This is a genomic window from Nonomuraea sp. NPDC023979 (genome assembly GCF_040639085.1).
Classification (GTDB): Bacteria; Actinomycetota; Actinomycetes; order Streptosporangiales; family Streptosporangiaceae; genus Nonomuraea; species Nonomuraea ceibae.
The window spans coordinates 35791-57298 of the sequence record NZ_JBEZZG010000012.1 but is presented as its reverse complement, the minus strand read 5'-3'; the positions used below and the strand labels follow the sequence as shown (position 1 = coordinate 57298).

General features: G+C 71.6%; 23 protein-coding genes. 11 read left to right on the top strand and 12 right to left on the bottom strand.

Annotation, left to right across the window (positions count from 1 at the left end):
• Positions 1 to 36 precede the first annotated feature (36 nt).
• The 8 genes from AB0G11_RS21990 to AB0G11_RS21955 form a co-directional block, all read right to left on the bottom strand.
• Complete coding sequence (locus tag AB0G11_RS21990) at positions 37 to 963, bottom strand: hypothetical protein (RefSeq protein ID WP_357587778.1); 927 nt, start codon at positions 961 to 963, stop codon at positions 37 to 39.
• On the bottom strand, positions 960 to 1493 hold the full coding sequence (locus tag AB0G11_RS21985; protein WP_357587776.1) for a sigma-70 family RNA polymerase sigma factor: 534 nt from the start codon (positions 1491 to 1493) through the stop codon (positions 960 to 962). The genes AB0G11_RS21990 and AB0G11_RS21985 overlap by 4 nt, the downstream gene beginning before the upstream one ends.
• Positions 1494 to 1670: 177 nt before the next feature.
• On the bottom strand, positions 1671 to 2795 hold the full coding sequence (gene nagA / locus AB0G11_RS21980; protein ID WP_357587774.1) for an N-acetylglucosamine-6-phosphate deacetylase: 1125 nt from the start codon (positions 2793 to 2795) through the stop codon (positions 1671 to 1673).
• Entirely contained in the window at positions 2792 to 4273 is a 1482-nt protein-coding gene (locus AB0G11_RS21975) for a glycoside hydrolase family 3 N-terminal domain-containing protein (RefSeq protein WP_357587772.1), read from the bottom strand. Before AB0G11_RS21975 ends, nagA begins: the two co-directional genes overlap by 4 nt.
• Before the next feature lie 16 nt (positions 4274 to 4289).
• The gene (locus AB0G11_RS21970) at positions 4290 to 5132 is read right to left on the bottom strand and encodes a carbohydrate ABC transporter permease (RefSeq protein WP_219507085.1); all 843 of its coding nucleotides are present in this window, start codon (positions 5130 to 5132) and stop codon (positions 4290 to 4292) included.
• Positions 5129 to 6094: a sugar ABC transporter permease gene (locus AB0G11_RS21965; protein WP_357587770.1), complete on the bottom strand. Its 966-nt coding sequence runs from the start codon at positions 6092 to 6094 to the stop codon at positions 5129 to 5131. Before AB0G11_RS21965 ends, AB0G11_RS21970 begins: the two co-directional genes overlap by 4 nt.
• 1 nt (position 6095) lies before the next feature.
• Positions 6096 to 7409, bottom strand: a complete 1314-nt coding sequence (locus AB0G11_RS21960; RefSeq protein WP_219507088.1) for an extracellular solute-binding protein — start codon at positions 7407 to 7409, stop codon at positions 6096 to 6098.
• A gap of 69 nt (positions 7410 to 7478) precedes the next feature.
• A complete protein-coding gene (locus AB0G11_RS21955) occupies positions 7479 to 8678 on the bottom strand; it encodes an ROK family protein (RefSeq protein WP_219507090.1) in 1200 nt (399 codons plus the stop codon).
• A gap of 131 nt (positions 8679 to 8809) precedes the next feature.
• Here AB0G11_RS21955 and AB0G11_RS21950 point away from each other — a divergent pair, with 131 nt between their 5' ends.
• The 4 genes from AB0G11_RS21950 to AB0G11_RS21935 all read left to right on the top strand — a co-directional run bounded on the left by AB0G11_RS21950 (position 8810) and on the right by AB0G11_RS21935 (position 11458).
• Positions 8810 to 9235 carry a MarR family transcriptional regulator gene (locus AB0G11_RS21950; protein WP_219507091.1) on the top strand — a complete coding sequence of 142 codons (426 nt, stop codon included), beginning with the start codon at positions 8810 to 8812 and terminating at the stop codon, positions 9233 to 9235.
• A gap of 259 nt (positions 9236 to 9494) precedes the next feature.
• A complete protein-coding gene (locus AB0G11_RS21945; RefSeq protein WP_357587768.1) occupies positions 9495 to 10379 on the top strand; it encodes a LysR family transcriptional regulator in 885 nt (294 codons plus the stop codon).
• A gap of 68 nt (positions 10380 to 10447) precedes the next feature.
• Positions 10448 to 10927, top strand: coding sequence for a VOC family protein (locus AB0G11_RS21940; RefSeq protein WP_246645215.1), 480 nt, complete (start codon positions 10448 to 10450; stop codon positions 10925 to 10927).
• Positions 10928 to 11023: 96 nt separating this feature from the next.
• Positions 11024 to 11458, top strand: coding sequence for a PASTA domain-containing protein (locus tag AB0G11_RS21935; RefSeq protein WP_357587766.1), 435 nt, complete (start codon positions 11024 to 11026; stop codon positions 11456 to 11458).
• Here AB0G11_RS21935 and AB0G11_RS21930 read toward each other — a convergent pair.
• Entirely contained in the window at positions 11427 to 12071 is a 645-nt protein-coding gene (locus AB0G11_RS21930; protein ID WP_357587764.1) for a TetR/AcrR family transcriptional regulator, read from the bottom strand. The genes AB0G11_RS21935 and AB0G11_RS21930 overlap by 32 nt on opposite strands.
• Before the next feature lie 101 nt (positions 12072 to 12172).
• Between AB0G11_RS21930 and AB0G11_RS21925 the strand changes: the two genes are divergently transcribed.
• From AB0G11_RS21925 to AB0G11_RS21915, 3 genes are read left to right on the top strand one after another with little or no spacing between them, the layout of a single operon-like run.
• On the top strand, positions 12173 to 13138 hold the full coding sequence (locus tag AB0G11_RS21925; RefSeq protein WP_357587762.1) for an oxidoreductase: 966 nt from the start codon (positions 12173 to 12175) through the stop codon (positions 13136 to 13138).
• A 60-nt stretch (positions 13139 to 13198) separates the two neighbouring features.
• The gene (locus AB0G11_RS21920; protein ID WP_357588032.1) at positions 13199 to 13654 is read left to right on the top strand and encodes an RNA polymerase sigma factor; all 456 of its coding nucleotides are present in this window, start codon (positions 13199 to 13201) and stop codon (positions 13652 to 13654) included.
• Complete coding sequence (locus AB0G11_RS21915; protein ID WP_357587760.1) at positions 13651 to 14583, top strand: hypothetical protein; 933 nt, start codon at positions 13651 to 13653, stop codon at positions 14581 to 14583. The genes AB0G11_RS21920 and AB0G11_RS21915 overlap by 4 nt, the downstream gene beginning before the upstream one ends.
• A gap of 4 nt (positions 14584 to 14587) precedes the next feature.
• Here the strand turns inward: AB0G11_RS21915 and AB0G11_RS21910 are convergent, their stop codons facing one another.
• Positions 14588 to 15781 carry an FAD-dependent oxidoreductase gene (locus AB0G11_RS21910; protein ID WP_357587758.1) on the bottom strand — a complete coding sequence of 398 codons (1194 nt, stop codon included), beginning with the start codon at positions 15779 to 15781 and terminating at the stop codon, positions 14588 to 14590.
• A 1-nt stretch (position 15782) separates the two neighbouring features.
• On the bottom strand, positions 15783 to 16340 hold the full coding sequence (locus tag AB0G11_RS21905; protein ID WP_357587756.1) for a TetR family transcriptional regulator: 558 nt from the start codon (positions 16338 to 16340) through the stop codon (positions 15783 to 15785).
• 441 nt (positions 16341 to 16781) lie between these two features.
• Between AB0G11_RS21905 and AB0G11_RS21900 the strand changes: the two genes are divergently transcribed.
• Both AB0G11_RS21900 and AB0G11_RS21895 read left to right on the top strand, forming a co-directional pair.
• Positions 16782 to 17321: a sigma-70 family RNA polymerase sigma factor gene (locus AB0G11_RS21900; RefSeq protein WP_357587754.1), complete on the top strand. Its 540-nt coding sequence runs from the start codon at positions 16782 to 16784 to the stop codon at positions 17319 to 17321.
• Entirely contained in the window at positions 17318 to 18469 is a 1152-nt protein-coding gene (locus tag AB0G11_RS21895) for a hypothetical protein (RefSeq protein ID WP_357587752.1), read from the top strand. Before AB0G11_RS21900 ends, AB0G11_RS21895 begins: the two co-directional genes overlap by 4 nt.
• A 202-nt stretch (positions 18470 to 18671) precedes the next feature.
• Here the strand turns inward: AB0G11_RS21895 and AB0G11_RS21890 are convergent, their stop codons facing one another.
• A complete protein-coding gene (locus tag AB0G11_RS21890; RefSeq protein ID WP_357587750.1) occupies positions 18672 to 19238 on the bottom strand; it encodes a TetR/AcrR family transcriptional regulator C-terminal ligand-binding domain-containing protein in 567 nt (188 codons plus the stop codon).
• 192 nt (positions 19239 to 19430) lie between these two features.
• On the opposite strand from AB0G11_RS21890, the gene AB0G11_RS21885 reads away from it, so the two are divergent.
• Positions 19431 to 20603, top strand: coding sequence for an MFS transporter (locus tag AB0G11_RS21885; protein ID WP_357587748.1), 1173 nt, complete (start codon positions 19431 to 19433; stop codon positions 20601 to 20603).
• 48 nt (positions 20604 to 20651) lie between these two features.
• Positions 20652 to 21458, top strand: a complete 807-nt coding sequence (locus tag AB0G11_RS21880) for an alpha/beta fold hydrolase (RefSeq protein ID WP_357587746.1) — start codon at positions 20652 to 20654, stop codon at positions 21456 to 21458.
• The last annotated feature ends 50 nt before the right edge of the window (positions 21459 to 21508 follow it).

The following is a 21508-nucleotide window of genomic DNA, read 5'->3' as shown; positions in this document are numbered from 1 at the left end:
TGATCGCGCGGAACCAGGAGCAGCGAACTGCGATGCTCAGTGGGGGTTGGCCGTAGGTCGAGGGGCGACGACAAGTCCGACCGTGTTCGGCGTGTGGCCGCCGAACACTTCGTGCACGTACCAGTCATCAGGGACACTTTCCGGTCGCAGGACGTGCGCCGAGAAATCCCATCCGGCGCCGTCACGGGGACGCGGTTCAGGCGGGGCCTGGTGGTAGGACTCGACGATGGCACCCCGCTCCCGTAGCAGGGCCTTGACCTCGGCCACCGTGTGATTGGCCGGTTCCGCCCCTTCCAGAACCTCGCCACGCGCCACGGGGTCACCAGTGATCTCGTACCTCTCCCCAGGGCGGGCGGGGCGGCCGAAAACGAGCTCGAACGGACTGCGCAGGTCGGCGGGAATGCTCACGCCGGCCTGGCACCACATCCGGCCGCAGTCAGCGCCTTCGATCAGTTTGATGCGGTTGTCGTCGGGTTCGCCGTCGATGGCGAACCCGTCGGGATGGAAGGTCACTCTCCGCTGGGGAGCGGACACCGAGACGAGCGTGCCGACCAGGCTCGGCGAGGCGGGCTTCATGGTCAGGGTGACGTTCAGGCCGTGGGCGGCGAAGTCCTCGCGAAAGCGCCGAGGGTCGGCGTCGGGGTCCACGATCCGCACGTTGATGTAGTCGCCGTTCTCGGCGAATGCCAGCGCCTTGGCCGGTCCCACGACGAACGGCCCTACCTCCTGCGGCTGAAGGAGGACCGGCAGAGCGGTCGCCAAGCCCACCAGAACGGCCGCCACGGGAGCGAGGGCGAGCCACCGGCGCCGGATCCAGCGACGTCGTGGCGTGGCAGCGGCCGAGGCGGAGTCCCCGAGAATGGCGTCCAGAGTTGCGGTGAGATCGCCCGGCCCGGCCTGCACGTGCTGGGCTGGGTCGTGGGCCCGGAGCAAGCGGGTGAGCTGCTCGAGATCGGTGGTCACAGGCTGTTCCCCTCGAAAGACGGCTTCCGGTCGGCGATGGGTGGTGCGTCCTTGGAGAGCAGGTGGCTCAGTCGTTTACGGGCGCGGTGCAGCCGCATCGCTGCCGTCGGCCGTGAACAGCCCACCACCGCCGCCGCCTGGCGCAGGTCGAGCCCTTCCCATGACATCAACAGCAGCAGCTCCCGGTCGGCCTCACTCAAGCTGCGTAACGCGGTCAGCGCTTCCTGTCGTGCGGCAACACCGGCGGCATGGTCGTCTTCGACGTCGGAGAGCATCAGGGACCCGTCCCAGAGGAGACCGTCTCGCCGGTTGTCCCGTCGGATCGCGTTCGAGATGAGGTTCCGGGCGGTCGCGTACAGCCAGGGCAAGGGTTGGCCGGACGGGAAACGGTGGTACTTCTCCCAGGCCACCTTGAACGTCTCTGCTGCTATGTCCGCGGCCTCCACCGGACCCACCCGTCGCCAGGCATACCGCAGCACCGCCTCGTAGTGTTCATGGAACATACGGGTGAAGCCGGCCTCATCGCTCACGCTCCGTCTCCTCTGTGGCGTGCTGATGCACGATGCACCATCTACCCGGTAAATGTCGCGAGCCGGGTGAGTATCACCACGCGTGGCGCTGTTCTGCGCGCGGCATGACCAGCAGAGCGGATGCTGCGGCGCCGCCGGAGCCGGTCACCCACCCGCCGGTCTGCTGAGCCCGGCTGGTCAGGCCAGGTAGGTGGTCTGCGGGCGCAGGTGGGCGTCCAGGATGACGAGGTCGGCGCGGTGGCCGGGCTCCAGGGCGCCGCGTCCGGGGAGGTCGAGGACGTCGGCCGGGTTGGCGGTCGCCATGCGCAGCGCGGTGTGGACGGGGACGTGGGCCGCTCGCACCAGGTGGCGGACGCAGTCGGTGAGGAAGGCGGTCGACCCGGCGAGGCGGTCGGTGCCGGCCAGCCGGGCCGTGCCGCCGGAGACGTCGACGGTGCGGTCGGCGAAGGCGTAGCGGCCGTCGCCGAGGCCGGCGGCGGCCATGGCGTCCGTGACGAGGACGGCGCGGGTGCCGTCACCGGTGGCCAGGGCCAGGACGGGCGGCAGCACGTGCTGCCCGTCGGCGATCAGTTCGTAGGTCAGCCGCGGGTCGGTGAGGGCGGCGGCGACGGGGCCGGGGGTGCGGTGGCCGAGCGGGGGCATGGCGTTGAACAGGTGGGTGACGTGCCGGGCGCCGGCGTCGGCGGCGGCGCGTACCTGGTCGTAGGTGGCGTCCGTGTGCCCGATCGCGAACACGCAGTCGCCGGAGTAGGCGGCGATGAGGTCGAGCGCTCCGGGCAGTTCGGGCGCGATGGTCATGACGGTGGGGAGGCCGTCGGCGAGCTCCAGGAGGTCTTCGAGGAGGGTCCGGTCCGGTGGGCGCAGCGCCGACTCGGTCTGGGCGCCGCGGCGGGCGGGGGCGAGGAACGGGCCCTCGAAGTGCACGCCCACGAGGTTGGGCACGCCGGGGTCCCTGGCCGCCTCGCACACCGCCCGGGCGGCGGCCCGCATCAGGGGCTGGTCGACCGTCGCCACGGAGCCGAGCATGGCGGTGGTGCCCCGCCGCAGGTGGGCCTCGGCCGCCGTGCGCACGTCGGCGGGGTCGCCGGTGTAGACGGCCGCGCCGCCGCCGCCGTGACAGTGCAGGTCGACCAGGCCGGGAGCCAGGTACGCGCCGCCGACGTCCACGATCGGCGCACCGCCGGCCGGGTACGGCGAACCGTACCCGAGGGCGGTGATCCGGCCCGCGTCGGTGCGCAGCCAGCCGGGCTCGACCCGGTCGGCGAGCACCAGCCGGGCGTTCACGAAGAGCCGGGCGGTCACCCGCGCCTCCCGGTGAGCGCCTCGACGGCGGCCTCGGCGCAGACCCGGGAGGCGCCGAACGTGCGCACCCAGCCGCGGGCGGCGGAGAAGTCCAGCTGGGGGAAGCCCATGTCCAGGACGACGACGTCCGGGGTGGTGGCCAGGATGCGGTCGAGGATCGGGGCCTGCCACTCGAACCGGTGCGGGCTCCTGACCAGGATCACCACGTCGCCCGAGGCGCCGTACTGCTCGCGGAACTCCGAGATGGCCGCGTGCACGATCCCGGGGCCGTTGTACGTGCCGGCCGCCACGGTCACCTGTTCGACGGTGCGGCCGGGCGTGGCCAGCAGCGTCTCCACGTTCCCCGGCCCGCCGCCCGAGGCGGGTGAGGCGACCGGTTCGAGGCGGACGACCAGGGTGGCGTCCCCGCGCAGCAGCGGGTCCCCCGACACCCGCGCCGCCCGCCGCGCCAGCCGCAGTCCGAGCCCGCTGTCGGCCTCGCCGTCGAGCGGGCTGTCCGGGGCGCCGCGCCGGCCCATGCGCCGCAGCCGGTCGGCGGCCTGTTCGAGGCGTTCGGCGGGGAGGTCGCCGGTGCGCACGGCCTCGACGATGGCGTGGGCGGCGGTCCTGACGTCCTCGCCGTAGGCCCACGCGCCCAGGCACAGGGCGTCGGCCCCGGCGCGCAGGGCCAGGACGGCGGCTTCGCCCAGCGGCGCGACGTCGGCCACGCCGCGCATCTCCAGGGCGTCGGTGATCACGACGCCGTCGAAGCCCAGCTCGTCGCGGAGCAGGCCGGTGATCACCGGCGCGCTGATCGACGCCGGAAGCTCGTCCAGGGCGGACACCCGGGGGTGGGAGACCATGATCGAGTCGACGCCGGCCGCGATCGCCGAGCGGAACGGGTCGAGGTAGTGGTCGACGAGCTCGTCCCGGCTCAGGTCGAGGTCGGGGGTGCCGAGGTGGGCGTCGGTGCCGCTGAGGCCGTGGCCGGGGAAGTGCTTGGCGCAGGCGCTCACCCCGGCGGCCTGGAGCCCCTCGATCCAGGCGGCGGCGTGCGCGGCCACGTGTGCCCGGATGCCGCTGAAGCAGCGTACGCCGTTGGGGCTGAAGGGGTTGACGGCGGTGTCGACGGCGGGGGCGAGGTCCCAGGTCACCCCGGCCGCGCGTAGCGCGAGCCCGATCTGGTGGGCGCAGGCCCTGGTCGCGTCGAGGTCGTCGATCCGGCCGAGGGCGAGGTTGCCCGGCGTGGAGATCCCGCCGGCCGCCTCCAGCCGGGTGACGTCGCCGCCCTCCTCGTCGATCGCCAGGTGCAGGGAGGGGGAGAGCTCGCGCAGCCCGGCGGTGAGGCCGCGCAACTGGTCCTGGTCGACGATGTCCTTGCCGAACAGGACGAACCCGCCGAGGCCGGCGGCCACCGGCCCGTCGATCCAGCGCGGGATGGCGGGGCGGCCGAGAGCGGGGAAGAGTACGGCGTGTGCGAGCCGTTCGAGGTGATCCATGAGACTCCTGTCGGTGTCAGCCCTTGACCGCGCCCGCCGCCAGCCCGCCGACGAGCCGGCGCTGGAGGAAGAGGAAGAAGACGAGGACGGGCAGGGAGAAGATGGCCGAGGCGGCGATCGTCTCGCCGTAGTCGACCTGGGGCGCGGTGCTGAACGACACGAGCCATACGGGCAGCGTGTAGTTCTCCTGCGACCGCATGAGCACGTACGCGAAGAGGTAGTCGTCCCAGGCGTTGATGAACGCGAAGACCGACGTGACGACGATCCCGGGGGCGAGCAGGGGAAGCACCACCCGGCGGAAGGCCTGCAGCCGGTCGCAGCCGTCGATCATCGCCGCCTCCTCCAGCTCGACGGGCACCCCGGCGACGAAGGCGCGCAGGTTCCACACGGTGAACGGCAGGACGAAGGACAGGTACGTGAGGACGAGCCCGGGGAGCATGTCGAGCGCCCCGATGTCACGCAGCATCAGGTAGAGCGGGATGACCATCGCCGAGCCGGGGATCATCTGGACGAGAACGAGCACGGCCAGCAGGGTCCGGCGCCCGCCGAAGGCGAACCGCACGGTGGCGAACGCCGCCGCCACGGCCACGGCCATCGACAGCACGACCGTGATCAGCGACACGACCAGCGAGTTGCGCAGGAAGGTCAGGAACTCGGGCGCGGCCAGGGTCCTGGTGAAGTTCTCCGTGCTGGGCGGCCACGGCACGAACTGCGGCGTCAGCGACAGGACCTGCCCCGGCGGCTTGAACGCGGTCGCGAACATCCAGTACACGGGGAAGATCATGACGACGGCGGCGAGGACGACCACCGCGTCGACGGCCAGCCGGCGGCGGGTGCGGAAGTCGCGCAGGGCGTTCATGCCACCTCGCCCCCCTTCGTGAGACGGCGGACGTACAGGACGGCGAAGACCGACAGGAGCACGATCGTGATGACGGAGATCGCCGACCCGGCTCCGTAGTCGTTCGCGGTGAAGGCCTGGACGTAGGCGTAGACCGAGACGGTCGTCGTCTCCCCAGACGGCCCGCCCTGCGTCAGCACCCAGAACGGGGTGAAGGAGTTCACCGACCAGATCACCTCCAGGACGACGAGGACGGCGAGCACGGGCCGCATCAGCGGGAGCGTGATGCGGCGCAGCGTCTGCCACGCCCCCGCGCCGTCGATTCCGGACGCCTCGTACAGGGCCGACGGGATCTGGAGCAGGGCCGCGTACATCGTGAGGATCACGAACGGCAGCCCCTTCCAGACGATGAGCACGATGATCAGTACGAGGGCCGGGCCGGGCTCGGAGAACCAGTCGCGCGCGGTCAGGTCGCCGAACACGCCGAGCTGGGTCAGCATCCAGTTCGCCACGCCGTACTGCGGCTGGAACAGCCACTGCCAGATGAGCGCGGCCGAGACCATCGGCATGGCCCAGACCAGGACGAGGCAGACCACGAACACGAGCCTGGCCCACGCCGAGGTGCGGGTCAGCGCCCTGGCCAGCGCGAAGCCCAGCGCCATCATGGCCGCGACGCAGGCGGCGGTGACGACGACGGTGCGCCCGAGCACCGCCCAGAAGGCGGGGTCGGCCAGCACGTCGGTGTAGTTGGCCACGCCCACGAAGGGCGCCTCGCCGGTGAACAGCGAGCGGGAGTCGAACTTCTGGAACGACAGGACGACGAGCCGGACGACCGGATAGCCGAGGGTCACGGCCAGCACGATCACCGCCGGCGCGACCAGCCCGTAGGGCAGCCGGGAGCGGCGGTCGCGCGCCGGGGCGGGCTCGCGGGACTCACCCCGGTCCGGCCCGAGACTCACCGCCCCCTGAGTCTGGAGTGCCATGTCAGGAGGTCGTCCCCGTCGCGTTGAACGCCTTGGCGATGTGGGCGTCGTACTCGGCGGCCCGGGCGGCGATGTCCTTGCCTGCGGCGATGTCGGAGAAGAACTGCTCGTTGTAGCGTTCGCCGTCGAGCGTCGCCTGGCCCGGGGTCACCGGCAGCGCGTGGTTGCTCCTGACGGCCTCGGCGCCGGTCGTGAGCGCCTCGGTCACCCCGTCGGCGGGCATGAACGCGGGCGAGATCGGCATGAGGTTGAGCTTCTGCGCCATCAGCCCCTGGAACTCGCGGCCGGTGACCACCCGCAGCCAGTCCTTGGCGGCGTTCGGCCTGGTGGTCGCCGCCGAGACGCCGATCGTCGAACCGGCCACGATCGTCGGCAGCGGCTTGCCCTTCTCGTAGCCGGGCATCACGAAGTAGCCGAGCTTGTCCTTCAGCTTCGGGTTCTTCTCCAGCACCTTGTCCGGCTCCCAGGCCCGGACGTAGAGCATCGCCGTCTGCTCGTCGGCGAAGAGCTGGGTCTGGTCCGGGCTGTTGGTGTTGCTGCCGACGGACGAGGGCGTGGAGCAGGTGTTCTGGAAGTCCTTCCACTCCCGCAGCCCCTCCTGGGCCTGGGGCGTGCTCATCGCGCCCTTCCAGGTGTCGCCGTCGCGGGTGGCCACGTCGCCGCCCTTGCCGAAGACGAACGGCGCGCCGGCGAACCAGTACTGGCCCGGCATGTAGAAGCCGGAGAAGTTCTTGGTTGCGGAGTTCTTCTCGGCGAGGGTCTCGCAGGCGCTCTTGAGCTCCTCAATCGTGGCCGGCGGCTCGTCGATGCCCGCCTCGGCGAACAGGTCCTTGTTGTAGAGCACCACCTTGGTCCCGCCGTACAGCGGGGTGGCGTACAGCTTGCCCTGGTGGGTGGAGGGCTGGGCGAGACCGTCGAGCCAGGTGGCCGACTCCTCGAAGCCGGCCTTGTCCGCCGTCAGGTCGAGCAGCGCTCCCGAGTACGACTGCAGCGGGGTCTGTGTGTTGCCCATCTCGACGACGTCCGGCCCCTTCCCGGACGCCAGCGCGGTCGTGATCTTGGTGGCGATGCTGTCCCACTGCTGGATCTCGACCTTGACGTCGATGCCCGGCTGCTTCTTGGCGAACGCCGCCTTGGCCTGTTCGATGATCTCGGAGTCGCCGGGCCCGCCCGTCATCATCCAGACGGTCAGGGTGCCGGACTCCGGCCCGCTGTCACCGGAGCCGCCGCCCGCGCCACCGCACCCGGCGGTGAGTACGAGCAGGCCGGCCAGAGTCAGTGCGCCGTGGACGACGGCGGTCCTCCTGGTTCGCATCGGGGGTTCCTTCCATGGGGGATGTGAGGGGGTTCGTGGGGGTGGCTGGTTCGGGCGTCCGCAGGCGGGTCAGCCGGGATGGACGGGCGCCTCTTCGAGGGCCTTGACCGCGCGGGCCCGGTCCACCTCGATCTGGTTGATGTGCTCCTCCAGCACGCCGAGCGAGGCGTACAGGTCGCCGAGTGCGATGGCCAGCGCGCCGAGCAGGCCCGCCTGGCCGCCGAGCATGGTGCGGCGGACCCGGGTGCTGACGCCGACGAGGTCGAGCACCTCGCCCTGGACCTCGTCGAGCGCCGACTCGGCCAGGCCGTCGCCGAACCCGCCGGTCACGATGACCGTGCGCGGCTCGTAGGCCAGGGCCACGATCGACACCAGGTGGACGAGCGCGTCGCGGATGCGCTGCCGCAGGTCGCCGAAGCGCTCGGGCTCCTCCAGGATCTGCCTGGCGTGCGTCACGTCGTACCCGGCGGCGCGGGCGTGGGCGACGAGGCCGGCGCCGGAGACGAGGTCACGCAGCCGGGTCTTGGTGCCGGGGATGAGCAGCCGCCCGAACTCGCCGAGGAGCCCGTCCTTGCCGGACAGGACCTGGCCGTTCATCGCCGCCGCGGAACCGAGGCCGGTGCCCAGCGTGAGCAGCACCGCGGTCTCCTTCTCGGCCAGCGCGCCGTACTGGAGCTCGCCCACCAGGGCCAGCTTGGAGTCGTTGTCCAGCGTCGTCGGCACGGCGATGCGCTCGCGCAGGGCGTCGACGAAGACCGTGCCGTGGAGCTGCGGCAGGTTGTGCGAGCCGACGACCCGTGACCTGTCGCCCGACACCACACCCGGCAGTCCCACGGCGACCGCGCCGAGCGGGCCGTGCTGTCCCGATACCGCGCCGGCCAGCTCGTGGATGCGCTCGGCCATCCAGCCGGCCAGCCGCTCGCCGTCGAGCGCGAGCGGGGTGGGGTGCTTGGCCCGGACCAGCGTGTTGCCCAGCGCGTCGGCGACGGCGAAGCGGCAGTTGGTGCCGCCGAGGTCGATGCAGCCCACCAGGTGCACGGAGCCGTCGAACTGGACGAGAGTCGACGGCCTTCCTCTGCCGCTGGCCGGTTGCACGGCCGCGTCCCGGGCGAAACCGCGTGAACGCAGGTCGTCCACGATGCGGAACACGGTGGCACGACTGAGCCCGGTGCCCTCCACGATCTGTCCACGCTCCAGGGAACGCCCGGAGAGCAGCGTGGACAGGACCGCGCTGCGGTTGGTGGCACGAGGTTCGGTGGCAGAGTGCATTTATTTCTCTCAGCTTGAACAAAAATGTTGGCCGTGAGTGTAACCACAGGACCACGCGGTTGTCACCACCCCCGCTCTTGCGTCCGGCCCCGCTGGTTTGTAATGCAAAGCACGATGGGTAGCGTGAGCACATGACTTCCGACGCCCTCGTGGACGCCCTCGTCCGCAACACCTTCGAGGTGGTCGGCGTGCTCACCCGCATCGGAGCCGAGCACGACCTCTCGCTCACCCAGCTGCGGGTGCTGGGCATCCTGCGCGACCGCCGCCCGCGTATGACCGAGCTCGCCGCGTTCCTCGGCCTCGACAAGTCCACCCTCTCCGGCCTCATCGACCGCGCCGAGCAGCGAGGGCTGGTGGCCAGGGGCAAGAACGCCCAGGACCGCCGCGTCGTCGACGTGTTCATCACCCCTGCGGGACTGGAGCTGGCGGAGCAGGTGTACGACGAGGTACGGCGGGCGCTGACGCCGGTGACGGACCGGCTCGACCCGCAGGACGGCGATCAGCTCGCCAAGCTGCTGCACGGCCTCCACTCCCCCGGCCGGGACCTGGCGCCCTGACTGCGCCACCTCCTCGTCGTCCACCGAACCGGCGCTCCGGTTACGCGGGTCGCTCAGCTGTTTCTCCAGCAATGCCGCGCCTTCGCGGCGGGAGCCGTCCCGGGAAGCCGGAAGGCCGTCGAGCCGATGGCAGACGACCCTGGGCAGGCGTGCCGAACCAGCCGGGTCACCTCGTACAGGGCCCGCGCCGGCCGGGCCGTCGACGGATGGTCGCCGCCGGCGCCATGAACCGAGCGGGACGGTCGCTAACGTACGGGGCATGGAACGGCGCGACATCGAGATCTTCCTCACCCTGGCCGAGGAGCTGCACTTCACCCGTACGGCGGAGCGGCTGGGAGTCAGCGCAGCCCGGGTGAGCCAGACGATCAAGCAGTTGGAGCGCCGGTTCGGTGTCGCGCTGTTCCAGCGGACCAGCCGCCAGGTGGCGCTCACCCCCGTCGGCAGCGCGCTGCGGGAGGACGTGGAGGCCGGGCACCAGCGCATCCAGGAGGGCATCGCCAAGGCGGTCGCCGCCGGGCGCGGCTTCACCGGGACGCTGCGGGTGGGCTTCTCCAGCCCGCTCGTGGGCGAGGCCCTGATGGCCGCCGTCGAGGCGTTCCGCGCCCGCCATCCGGGCGGCGAGGTGCGCATCCGCGAGGTGCACCTGTCGGACGCGTTCGGCGCGCTGCGCACCGGCGAGCTCGACCTGCAGATCACCGAGCTGCCCGTACGGGAGCCCGACCTGGCGAGCGGTCCCGCGCTGCTGCGCGATCCCCGCGTGCTGGCCGTCTCCGCCAGGCATCCCTTCGCCCGGCGTGACAGCGTCACGGTGGAGGACCTGGCCAGGGACGCCGTGCTCGTGCCCGCCGACGCGCCCGCGTACCTGCTGGACGCGATCATCCCGGCGCGGACCCCCGGCGGGCGGCCCGTCCGGCGCGAGCGGGTGCTGACCTCGCGGCAGGAGCTGCTCACGCTGGTCAGCGGCGGCGCGGGGATGGCCGTGGTGGGGAACCAGGCCACGCGCTATCACGCCCGGCCGGACATCGCCTACGTGCCCATCGCCGGCCTGCCGCCGATCGAGTACGGGCCGGTCTGGCCGGCCGGCGGTCGGACCGATCGGGTGCGTTCCTTCCTCGCCCTCCTCCAGGCCGAACTGGATCGTTAACCCAGGGGTTGACGGTCGTTGCGGATCTCGTCGTTGTTGCAGGTCGGCGCCGTGGCCAGGATGGAGTCATGACCACGACGAAGGAGCACACCATGACGAACCCCATCCCCGAGGAGTACAAGGGCGGCGTTCCCTACCTCAACGTGCACGACGCCAAGGCGGCCATCGACTTCTACCGGCGGGCCTTCGACGCGGACGTGCGCATCGAGATCCCCCGCCAGGGCGGCAAGATCGCGCACGCCGAGTTCCGGATCGGCGACGCGGTGTTCATGCTGCGTGACGAGTACCCCGAATACCGCTTCCGCAGCCCGAGGACAATCGGCGGCACGCCGGTCAACCTGATGGTCTTCGTGGCGGACGTCGAGACGTTCGCCGAACGCGCCATCGCCGCGGGCGCACGTGTGATCCGGCCGGTGGAGATGCAGTTCCACGGCGATCTGCAGGTCGAGCTGGAGGACCCGTTCGGCCACTCCTGGTTCTTCACCAGCCGGGTCGCCCACATGGACGCCGCCGAGCTGCAGGAGACCGCGTCCGCGGTGAACCTCTGAGCGCGGCCCCCGGGCCGGCCCTGATCCGAGAGTAACGTCCCGCCTACTTTTCGTGATTCAGAAGGGTCGGTCCACCGCTCCCAGGAGGCTCCAGCCATGCACCTCGCCCGTGCGCTCACCCCCGCCGCGCTCCTGATCGCCGCCACGGCGGCCGCCTGCTCCCCGGCGGCCCCGTCGACCACCACGCCGGCCACCACGCCGGCGCCCGCCGTCACCGTCACCGCGACGACCACCACGACCCCGCCACCATCGGGTGACCTAACCACTGACCAGCCGGAATCCACCGCCCCCAGTCGCAGGAGCGCCCAGCGCGTCCGCCTGCCGGACGTCGTCGGCATGAACCTCCAGGCCGCCCAGGACCACCTCCAGGCCACCGGCTTCTACATCCTCAACGACAAGGACGCCACCGGCCAGGGCCGCCTCCAGGTTCTCGACCGCAACTGGGTCGTCGTCCGCCAGACCCCGGCCGCCGGCAAGCGCGTCCCCACCTCCACGCTGATCACCCTCTACGCGAAGAAGCTGGGCGAATAGCGCGGCCGCTACCCGTCCGCAGGGCGCCGGCGTGGGCGGCGGCCAGGGTCACCTCCACCGCCCGGTCGGCGGTCGTCTCGTCGACCGGGTCGGCGGTGATGAGCAGGCGCAGGTAGATCGGCGCGGCCAGGGTCTTCAGCAGCTCGGCCGGATCGGTGCCGGCGGGGAGCTCGCGGCGCTCGACGGCGCGGGTGACCACGGGTTCGGCGCGGGCGAGGCGGTCGTCGAAGACGTGGCGCCGCGCTGCCGCGATCTCCGGGAGGTGGGCCGCTCCGGTGAACATGGCGGCGAGGATGGCCTGCCCGGTGGAGCTGGTGAAGGTCTGGACGATCGAGCGTGCCAGCGCCCGCAGGTCGGTCTCGATCGCGCCGGTGTCGGGAACGGGGACGTCCATCGCCATGTGCTCGGCCAGGGCGTCGGTGAGCAGGCTCTCGCGATCCTTCCAGCGCCGGTAGACCGTCGTCTTGTGGACCCCGGCGCGCTGGGCGACGTTCTCGACGCTGAGCGCGGCGTAGCCCTTGTCCACGAGCTCGGCGAGCGTGGCGGCGTGCACGGCGGCGCGCACCTTGACACCGCGGCCGACCGGCCGGGCCGGGGGGTGATCAGACTGCATTGCAACTCCAAGTTGCGATATTCGCAGGATGGATGACAGGATGACTTTATCGCAACTTCAAGTTGCGATGAATCCGCCTGCGTCCCCTGAGGTGACACACCATGCGCAACCCTCCCCCTTGGACCTTCCACGCCATCCCCGACCAGAGCGGACGCGTCGCGGTGGTGACCGGCGCCAACAGCGGCATCGGCTACGTCACCGCCCGCGAGCTGGCCCGCCGGGGCGCGCACGTCGTCCTGGCCTGCCGTGACCCCGGACGCGGCCGGGCCGCCCTCGCCCGCATGCGGGACGAGACGGGCAGCGCCCACCTGGAGCTGCGGCGGCTGGACCTGGGCAGCCTGGCCGCCATCCGGGAGTTCGCCGACGGCTGGGACCTCGGCCGCCTGGACCTGCTCGTCAACAACGCCGGGGTGGCGATGGTGCCGTACGCCAGGACCGCCGACGGGTTCGAATCGCAGTTCGGCGTCAACCACCTGGGCGCCTTCGCCCTGACCGGCCTGCTCCTGCCGCACCTGCTCGCCGCGCCCGACCCGCGGGTGGTCACCGTCAGCAGCGAGGGCCAGCGTTTCGCCCGCTTCGACCTGGACAACCTCAACGCCGAACGCCGCTACCGCACGGCGTTCGCCTACGTGCAGTCCAAGCGGGCCAACCTGTACTTCGCCGTCGAGCTGCAACGCCGTGCCGACGCCGCCGGGCGCCAGCTCCGCAGCATGGCCGTCGCCCCCGGCCTCACCCGGACGAACGTGCTCACCGGCGGCGCCAACAGCGGCAGGGGACGGCTGTACGCGACCCTCACGCGGCTGCTGGTGCGCGCGGCCTTCCGTCCCACCCCGGAAGGCGCGAAGACCTCCCTGTACGCGGCGACCGAGCCGGATCTGCCGGGCGGCAGCTACGTCGTCCCCGACGGCGTGCTGCAACTGCGCGGCGAGCCCACCCGCCGGACCCGCGAACGCGCCGTCCGCGACACCGCCACGGCCGCCCGCCTCTGGCAGCTCTCCGAACGGCTCACGGGCGTCACGTACGCGCTGTCCACCACGGCGGCTCCGCTGCCGGGAAATGGTCTGTGACCATCGGGCGTATCGGCTCGTCCTCAATGACGTGACTGTCGTTCAAGCCCGGAGGCCCCCATCATCGAGGAGCTGTACCGCGAGTACTGGCCGCTCGTGTGCGGATTCCTCCAGCGGCGCACCCGAGACCCCCATCTGGCCGAGGACCTCGCCCAGGAGACGTTCATCAAGGCCACCAGGGCGTTGTTCGGCTGGCGTGGTGAGAACCCCGGCGCGTGGCTGCTCGCCATCGCGCGCAACGTCCTCATCGATCACGCCCGGCGCCGCCGCCTGGAGCTGCCGTTGCCCGATCCCGGCGACCTGGCGGTGCCCGCGCTCGACGTCGCCGCCGTCGACGTCCGCGAGGCCCTGGACCGGGTGCCCGAGCAGCACCGGAGGCTGCTCCTGCTGGTCTACATCGAAGGGTTCTCGCTCGTGGAGGTGGCCGCGATGACCGGGAAGAGCACATCGGCGGTGAAGACCGCGATCTGGCGGGCCCGCGCCGCCTTCGCCGACAGCTACGGAGACGACGCATGACCGAGCAGCCCGAACCCCTGCTGATCCCCGAGTTCGACCCCAAGGCGACCCGGCGCGCGATACGCCGCGGCATCCGCAGGACCGCCGTGCTCGTGCTGGGCGTCCTCACGGCGCTCGCGCTGGTGGCGACCCTCGGTTCGGCGCTGATCCAGACGCGCGGCGACCGGGAGGGGCGGATGGTCCACGTCCTCGGCACCGCGCTGCAGATCGCCAAGCCCGCCTACACGGTCACGTCCTGGACGTGCTGCCGGACGGAGCCGCTGTCGATGTCCTTCACGGTGACCGCCGCGCCGATGCGCGCGCACGGCGGGTTCGGCCTGCAGAGCCGGCCGGATTTCACCGTACGGCAGAACCTGTTCGGCGGGGTCGAGGAACTGCCGTGGGCGCAGCTGGCGAACACCACGCTGACCCAGGCGCTGTTCAACATGGGCACCCAGCTCCAGCGCAAGCCGGACATCCGGCAGGTTCTGGCGAGGTTGCCGCAGGACATGAACGCTCTCGCCGTGGTGGAGTTCGAGCGGCCGCTCACGGCCGACTCGCTGGTCGGCTTCGCCCGGCAGTACGGCGCGTGCCCGGAGAAGGTGGTGTACGAGGCCCGTCCAGGGGCGGCGCCCATCACCTGGGGCAGCGACATGACCACGTTCCTGGGCGTCGCCCCGGAGAGCCAGGTGACCAGGTGCAGTGATCTTCCCCCGGAGGACCTGGCGGCCTTCCGATCCTGGGTGAAGACGCTGAGGCAGCACGACGAGCCCAATCTGCGCCGGTTCGACCTGACCCTGGCGCGGCTGCGCAAGGCGTCGGGCGAAGGGCTCGCGTACGGCTACGTCGACCAGCTGGTGACCGTCAAGCAGCTCAGGAAGATCATCGAGGATCCGCAGGTGCGCGCGGTGCGGCTGGCCGACGTGACCTTCGAGCTCGAACGCCCCTGACGCGTCATGCGGTGAGGTGCTCCGGGCGGACGCCCAGGCCGATGAAACGCCCCAGGAGGTGGCGCAGCAACGGCAGCGTCCGGAACGCCGTGAGGACCGGCGGCACGTGCCGGGTCGTGTCGTCGCCCAGGTCCTTGGGGTAGAGGTCGCGCAGGATGCCGAGCTGGAAGGCCTGGGTGATCCGCGCGGCGCGTGCTCTGCGTGCCTGCACCCGGGCCAGGTCGGCGTCCTGCGGCGCGCCGCCCCGGGCGAGAAGCGGGCCGAGCAGGTTGGCGGTGGCTACCGCGTCCTGCACGGCCAGGTTGATGCCCACGCCGCCCGCGGGCGACATGGCGTGGGCGGCGTCCCCGATGCACAGCACTCCTGGCCGGTGCCAGCGCGACAGCCGGTCCACCCGGACGCTCAGGTGGTGCACCGCCTCCCAGTCGTGGATCTCCTCCACGCGCTCGCGCAGGGCGGGGGCCAGGTGCGCCACCCGGCCACGGAACGCCGGCAGCCCGGCGGCCCTGAGCTCGTCGAAGGCGCCGGCCGGGATCGCGTAGGCGAGCTGCCAGTAGTCGCCACGGTCGATGGAGATCAGCGCCCCCTTGCCGCCCTGGAAGAACGGCACGTCGTCCCGCGGGTGGCGGGGCAGGCGGAACCAGAGCACGTCCATGGGCGGCGAGGCGCTGACCGGGGTGAGGCCGGCGGCGGCCCGTACGGTGGAATGGCGGCCGTCGGCGCCGATCACCAGGTCGGCCCGCACCTCCACGGGACCGTCGGCGGTGTCGGCCAGGACGCCGGTCACCCTCCCCCGCTCGGTGAGCAGTCCCGTGGCCCGGGCGCGGCGCAGGAGGCGGAAGGAGGGGTAGGCCGTGGCCTTCCCGGCCAGGAAGTCCAGCACGTCCCACTGCGGCATGAACGCGATGTAGGGGCAGCGCACGTTCAGCCGGCTGAAGTCGGCGAAGGTGACGTCCCGGCCGCCCAGGTTGACCGTGACCTGCGGCATCCTGGTGTGCGGGAGGTCCAGGAACTCCTCGATCCAGCCCAGCTCGGCGATCAGTTGCAGGGTGGAGGGGTGGACGGTGTCGCCGCGGAAGTCGCGCAGGAAGTCCGCGTGCTTCTCCAGCACGATCACCTCCACGCCCTGACGGGCCAGCAGCAGCCCGGCCATCATGCCCGCGGGGCCGCCCCCGACGACGCAGCACTGTGCGCGCATCTCATCCTTCTTCCGGAAAAAGCAGCCCGACCAGGGCCGCGACGTCGATGGGGGTGCCCAGCCGCCGGTTGACGGCGACGGCGGCGAACAGGCTCCTGGCGGCCGTGGCCGTGTCGTGCGGGCGCAGCTCGCCGGCCTCGACGCGTTCGAGCAGGAAGTCGCCGATGAGTTGCTGGCCCTCGCCCACCAGCGCCGCCAGCGGCACGCGGGCCTGGGCGGAGCTGAAGAACACCGCCATCAGCTCGGCGTTGTCGGCCAGCAGCCGGTCGAACGCCGCCAGCGTCTCGGCCAGCACCACGACGGCCGGCCGCGGGTCGTTCTCCTGCTCGGCCCGCAACTCCCGCAGGCGCGGCAGGAAGCCCCGCTCCGACAGGAGCGTCTCCACCATCGCCTCCTTGCTGTCGAAGTAGCGATACAGCAGCCCCGGCGTCACCTCGGCGGCCTGGGCCACGTCCTTGACCGTGGCCCCGTCCACGCCCTTGTCGGCGAACACGCGCAAGGCCGCGTCCAGCAGCCGCTCCCGGCGCCATGCCGCCTGCTCACTTCGCGTCCTGGACACTGCCCCACCTCATTGAGTAAACGTTTATTCAACGTAGCACCCGCACCAAGAAAACGAAAAGGGCATCCGGTAGGCAAAGGGCAGAGTCCCCGTTCAAGGGGCCCCGGGCGCCGATTCCGGGCCGCCTGCCGGCGTACCGGGAGACGATCAAGGTGGTGGTGGTCGGCGACGAGCGGCTCGGGCCGGCGCTCCTCCGGACCGCGAGCGGCCTGGAGGTCGCAGGAGAGGCGGCGACCGCCGAGGAGGCGGCGGGCGGGGGCGGCCGGGCTGCTGCCATGCGACACCCCGCCGGCCCGGGTGCTGCCGGCGGTCCGGGCTCGCGGCAGCGAGGGCGTGGTCCAGGTGCGGACACCCTGGGGCGTGCCCGAATCGGGATGTAAGAAAGCCTTCCTTCGGACCACTTGCTCTGTGAACGTTCGTCCCTGACCGAAGGAACCCGGCTTGCCAAACCCACCTGAGCGCTTCACCGCGCTCTACAACACCTACCAAGCGCGGGTGTACGGCTATGCGGCGAGTCGCGCCGGGCACCAACTCGCGGAGGAAGTGGTCAGCGAGACCTTCCTGGTGGCCTGGCGGCGTCTGGACAGCATCCCCGAACAGGCGCCGCTGCCCTGGCTGCTCCGCGTCGCTCGCAACATCCTGCGTGACAACTACCGGCAGGCCGCACGGCGCGAATCCCTGGAAGCCGAACTGCGCAGGTGGACCGACGAGGCGGCCACCGACGTGGGCGAGCACGCCACCGAACGCGTCGCCGTACTCCGCGCTCTGGCCGGCTTGTCCGAGGCCGACAAGGAGATCCTGACCCTGACCACCTGGCACGGCCTGTCCACCACGGAAGCGGCCACGGTGCTCGGCTGCACCAAGGCCGCCTTCTTCGTCCGCCTGCACCGGGCGCGCCGCCGGCTCCAGACGGCGGTCGAATCCACCGGCACCACCACACCCCGCAAGCCCGTGACCGTTCCAGGAAGGAACCTGCGATGAGCCGCAAGCCCGACGCGATGGACCTGCTCGCCCTGGCCCGCCCGGCCTCGCTGGGCCGCGGATCACCCGTCTCCGCTGACGACCTGCTGCTCAGGGCCACCGCCGAGGCGCCACCAGCACTCGCGCGCCCGGGCCGTCCCCCGCGGTCCCGCCTGGTGGTCCTGTGGGCGCCGCTGTCCACGGCCGCGATCGTGGCCCTGGTCCTCGCGGTGGTGACGAACCTGGCGCCGGGCACCGCCGTGCTCACTCCGCCGAGAACCAACCAGGAACTGTACGACCTGGCCGACAGGATCGAGAAGCTGCCCGCAGCCGGCGGCGCCTACTGGCGGGACGTGCGAATCGACGGCAAGAGCCTGTCCGTCCGCGGCTACAAACTCATCGTGACCGGCCGCCGCGAGACCTGGCAGCCGCGCGATCCCGCCGATCCGGTGCTCACGCAGGTATGGCGGCAGGACAGCGCCCGCCCGGCCACGGCCGCGGACGAGCGCGCCTGGCGGGCGGCGGGCGCTCCCGCCCAGGTCAAGGGGCACTGCGAGACCAGCGGGCCGTGCGAGCCGATTCCGGTCGCCGACGAGCCGGAGGACTGCACGTACAGCCTGAGCCTGAATCCCGCGGGAACCTATCCCGACACCTCGGTCAGCGAGTTCACCATGGCGGACCTGGCCGCGATCCCCACCGATCCGGCCCAGCTCGTGAAGCGGTTCCGCGCCTATCACGAGACCTGGAACGGCCGCGGCTTCACTCAGCCGTTCGAGGAGTTCCTGCCGATCACCGCGAACCTCCTGAGCATGCCGCTCAGCCCCGCCCAGCGCGCCGCGATCATCCGCGTTCTGGCCGGCCTGCCGACCACCAAGGTCGTGGGCACGGTGACGGACCCGCTGGGCAGAAGGGGCATGTCCGTGGACTTCGGCGGTGCGGGAGGCTCCCTGGTGTACTCCGACAAGCCGCGCAAGGAACTGCCGGTCTACGACAGGCACATCCTCGACCCGGCGACGGGGGTGACGCTGGCGCGCGTCTCCCACGCGGCCCGCACCGCCCTGGGAGCGACCAAGGGAGAGATCATGGGTTACCAGGCTCGCGGCCCCGAATCGGGCTGGACCGGGCCGCCCGCGTCCCCGCCGAAGGGATGCGGGAAGAGCCGCCGCTGACCTCCCGCTCGTGCCGATCCGCCGGTTGGTCTCGGCCGGCGGGCACAGCTTCCGGAGCGCCCGCAGGCCGCCGGCTCCTGCTGCCTGCTCGGAGCCGACGTCGTACGCCGCGCCCCGCCCCCAGAGCTTCACGCCTGTGGCCACCTCTGCCCGTTTGACGGGAGGGCTGCATGGACGAGGTTCTCGGCGGCGCGGCGTCAGGCTATTTCGGTAGCAGGTGCGACACGAGCGAACGCGCCCATTCGGGCGAAAGGGGCTGGTCGGTGAAGACGGCCCGGTAGTAGAGGGGGGCGAGCAGGGTCTCTATGGCGCGTTCGATGGTCGGAACCTCGTTACCCCGCGCCTGCTCCCGTTCGATGATGGCTTCGAGCTGTCGCTGCCGCTCCATGCGGCACACGCCGGCGCCTTCCCCTCCCGTGCCGACGATGGCGCGTACGAGCGCGAGAGTGTCCGGGTCGCTGAGGTCCCTGGCGAGGTCGTACGCATAGCGTTCCAGGTCCTCGCGGAGGCTGCCGGTGTCGGGGACCACGACATCGCCGGAGAAGCGGCTGGTCGCCACGTCGGCGAGCAGCTCGCCGACGGAGCCCCAGCGGCGATAGACGGTTGTGGCGTGCACCCCCGCGCGCGCGGCGATGACCGGGATCGTCAGCGCGTCGCCGGCCTCGTCGGCGAGCAGTTCCTTGACCGCCTGGTGGACGGCCGCCCGGACCCGGGCTGAGCGACCTCCGGGCCGGCTGTCGGTGCGCGGTGGAGAGCTCTGAGCTGGCATGTCTCCATTATTGCATCGATCACTGCTTTTAATTCGCAGTAATCACTGCGTTTGTGGTACGTTTCCAGCCACTAACGCAACGATCACTGCGAGGTCCCAGTGTCTGTTGATTCCTGCGATACCGCGTCCTCCTGCACCGCCCCTCCTGCCGCCGGTCCGCACCGCCGGCCGTGGAGGGGCGCCTTCTCGTCCGTGGCCGCCGTCCTGGTGCTGTTCCTGGCCGCTTCCAGTGCGCCGTCACCGATCTACGTGATCTACCAGCAGCAGTGGCGGTTCACGGCGTGGGTGCTGACCGTGGTCTTCGCTCTCTACGTGTTCGGCCTGCTGGCCTCGTTGCTGGTCGTGGGAGCGCTGTCGGATCATCTCGGTCGCCGGCCGGTGCTCGCGGCGGCGATCGGGCTGGAGGCGGTCGCGCTGCTGTTGTTCCTGGTCGCGGGAGACGTGTGGGTGCTGTCCGCCGCCCGGGTGCTGCAGGGTGTCGCGACCGGGGCGGCGACGACCGCGCTGAGCGCCACTCTGGTCGATCTCGAACCGGAGTCGGCTCGCGGCCGGGCGGGCGTGGTCACGTCGGTGGCGCCGTTGACCGGGCTGGCTCTGGGCGCGGTCGGCAGTGGTGTGCTGGTGGAGTTCGGTCCGGCGCCGACCCGGTTGATCTATGCGCTGCTGCTCGGAGGCATGGTTGCGGCGGGGGCGGTCGTCGCCCTGCTGCCGGAGACGTCGCTGCGCAGGCCGGGAGCGCTGGCCTCCCTTCGCCCCCGGGTGGCGATGCCCGCACACCTGCGCGCCGACATCGTCCCGCTGGTGCCGGCGATGATCGCCACCTGGGCGCTGGCCGGCATGTATCTGTCCCTCGGCCCGTCGGTCGCCGCGGAGCTGCTGGGGCTGCGCAGCCATCTCATCGGCGGTGTCGTCGTGACGTTGCTGGCGGGCACCGCGGCGCTCGCGGTCGCCCTGCTCCGCTCCCGCCCGGCGTCCTCGCTGCTGGCTCCCGCCGCGGCGCTGCTCGGGCTCGGCACGTTGATCTCGCTCGCCGGGGTGGCGGGCGATCTCGTCTGGCTCGCCGCGGCCGGCACCGTCGTCGCGGGCATCGGCTTCGGCGGGTCGGTGCTGGCCACGTTCGGCACCTTCGCCCGGATCGCCAGGCCACACGAGCGCGGCGCGGTCTTCGCTCTGGCGAACGTCATCAACTATCTGGGCAACAGCGTGCCCGCCGTGCTCGGCGGCATCGCCGTCACCGCCCTGGGACTGAGGTCCGCCACCGTGATCTACGCGCTGGCGATCGCGCTGATCACCTTCTCCGCCTTCCTCCTGCGCCTGAACCAGCTACGGCTCCAGTCCCGCATGGCCCCGGTCCCCTGCGACTGAGGCCCCGACGAAGACATCCCTGCAAATCTCGCGAAATGAGGACGAAGCATGACAACTAAGCACAGGATCAGGCAGGACCGGGAGGTCCGGCGGCCCGGTGGCACGACGATCCGCTACACGGCCAGCGGTCCGGCGGGAGGACCGGCCCTGGCTCTCATTCATGGCTGGGCGTGCGACCGCGGCGACTTCGACGCCGTAACCGACCATCTGCCCGACGACCATCGCGTGCTGGCGATCGACCTCGCCGAGCACGGCGAGTCGCGGTCGGCGCGGGAGGTCTGGACGATCGAAGAGTTCGCCCGCGACGTGGCCGCGGTGCTGGAGGCTGAGTCGGTGGACAGGGTGGTCGTGGCCGGGCATTCCCTCGGCGGGGCGGTCGCCGTCGAGGTGGGCCGGCTGCTGCCCGGCAGGGTCTCGCACGTGGTCGCGCTCGACGCCTTGCACTATCTGTCCCTGTTCCCGGCGATGAGCGAGCAGCAGGCCGAGGCGATGCTGCGCGTGTTCAGGGAGGACTTCGCCGCGGGCGTCCGGGGCCTGGTGGAGGGAGGCTCGCCGATCGGGACCGACCCGGCTCTCAAGGACGCGTACTTCGAGAAGATGGCAGCCGTGCGTCAGCCCGCCGGGCTGCGTTCCATCGAGGGCCTGGTGCGCTGGGACATGGACGCGGCGCTGCGCGAGACGGAGCAGCCGATCACCGTGTTCGCGATCCGTGACCTCATCACGCAGGATGCGATCGACCGCTACGGTGACCGGCTCGACATCGTGCTCGTCGACCTGGGCAGCCACCACTTCCCGGTGGAGTCGCCGGCAGACACCGCGAAGCTCCTGGCCGGGGTGACGCCCTCCCCTGCCTGACCCTTGCCGAAACCCGCCCCGCCTGCACGCCTTCACCCGCGTGACGCGTT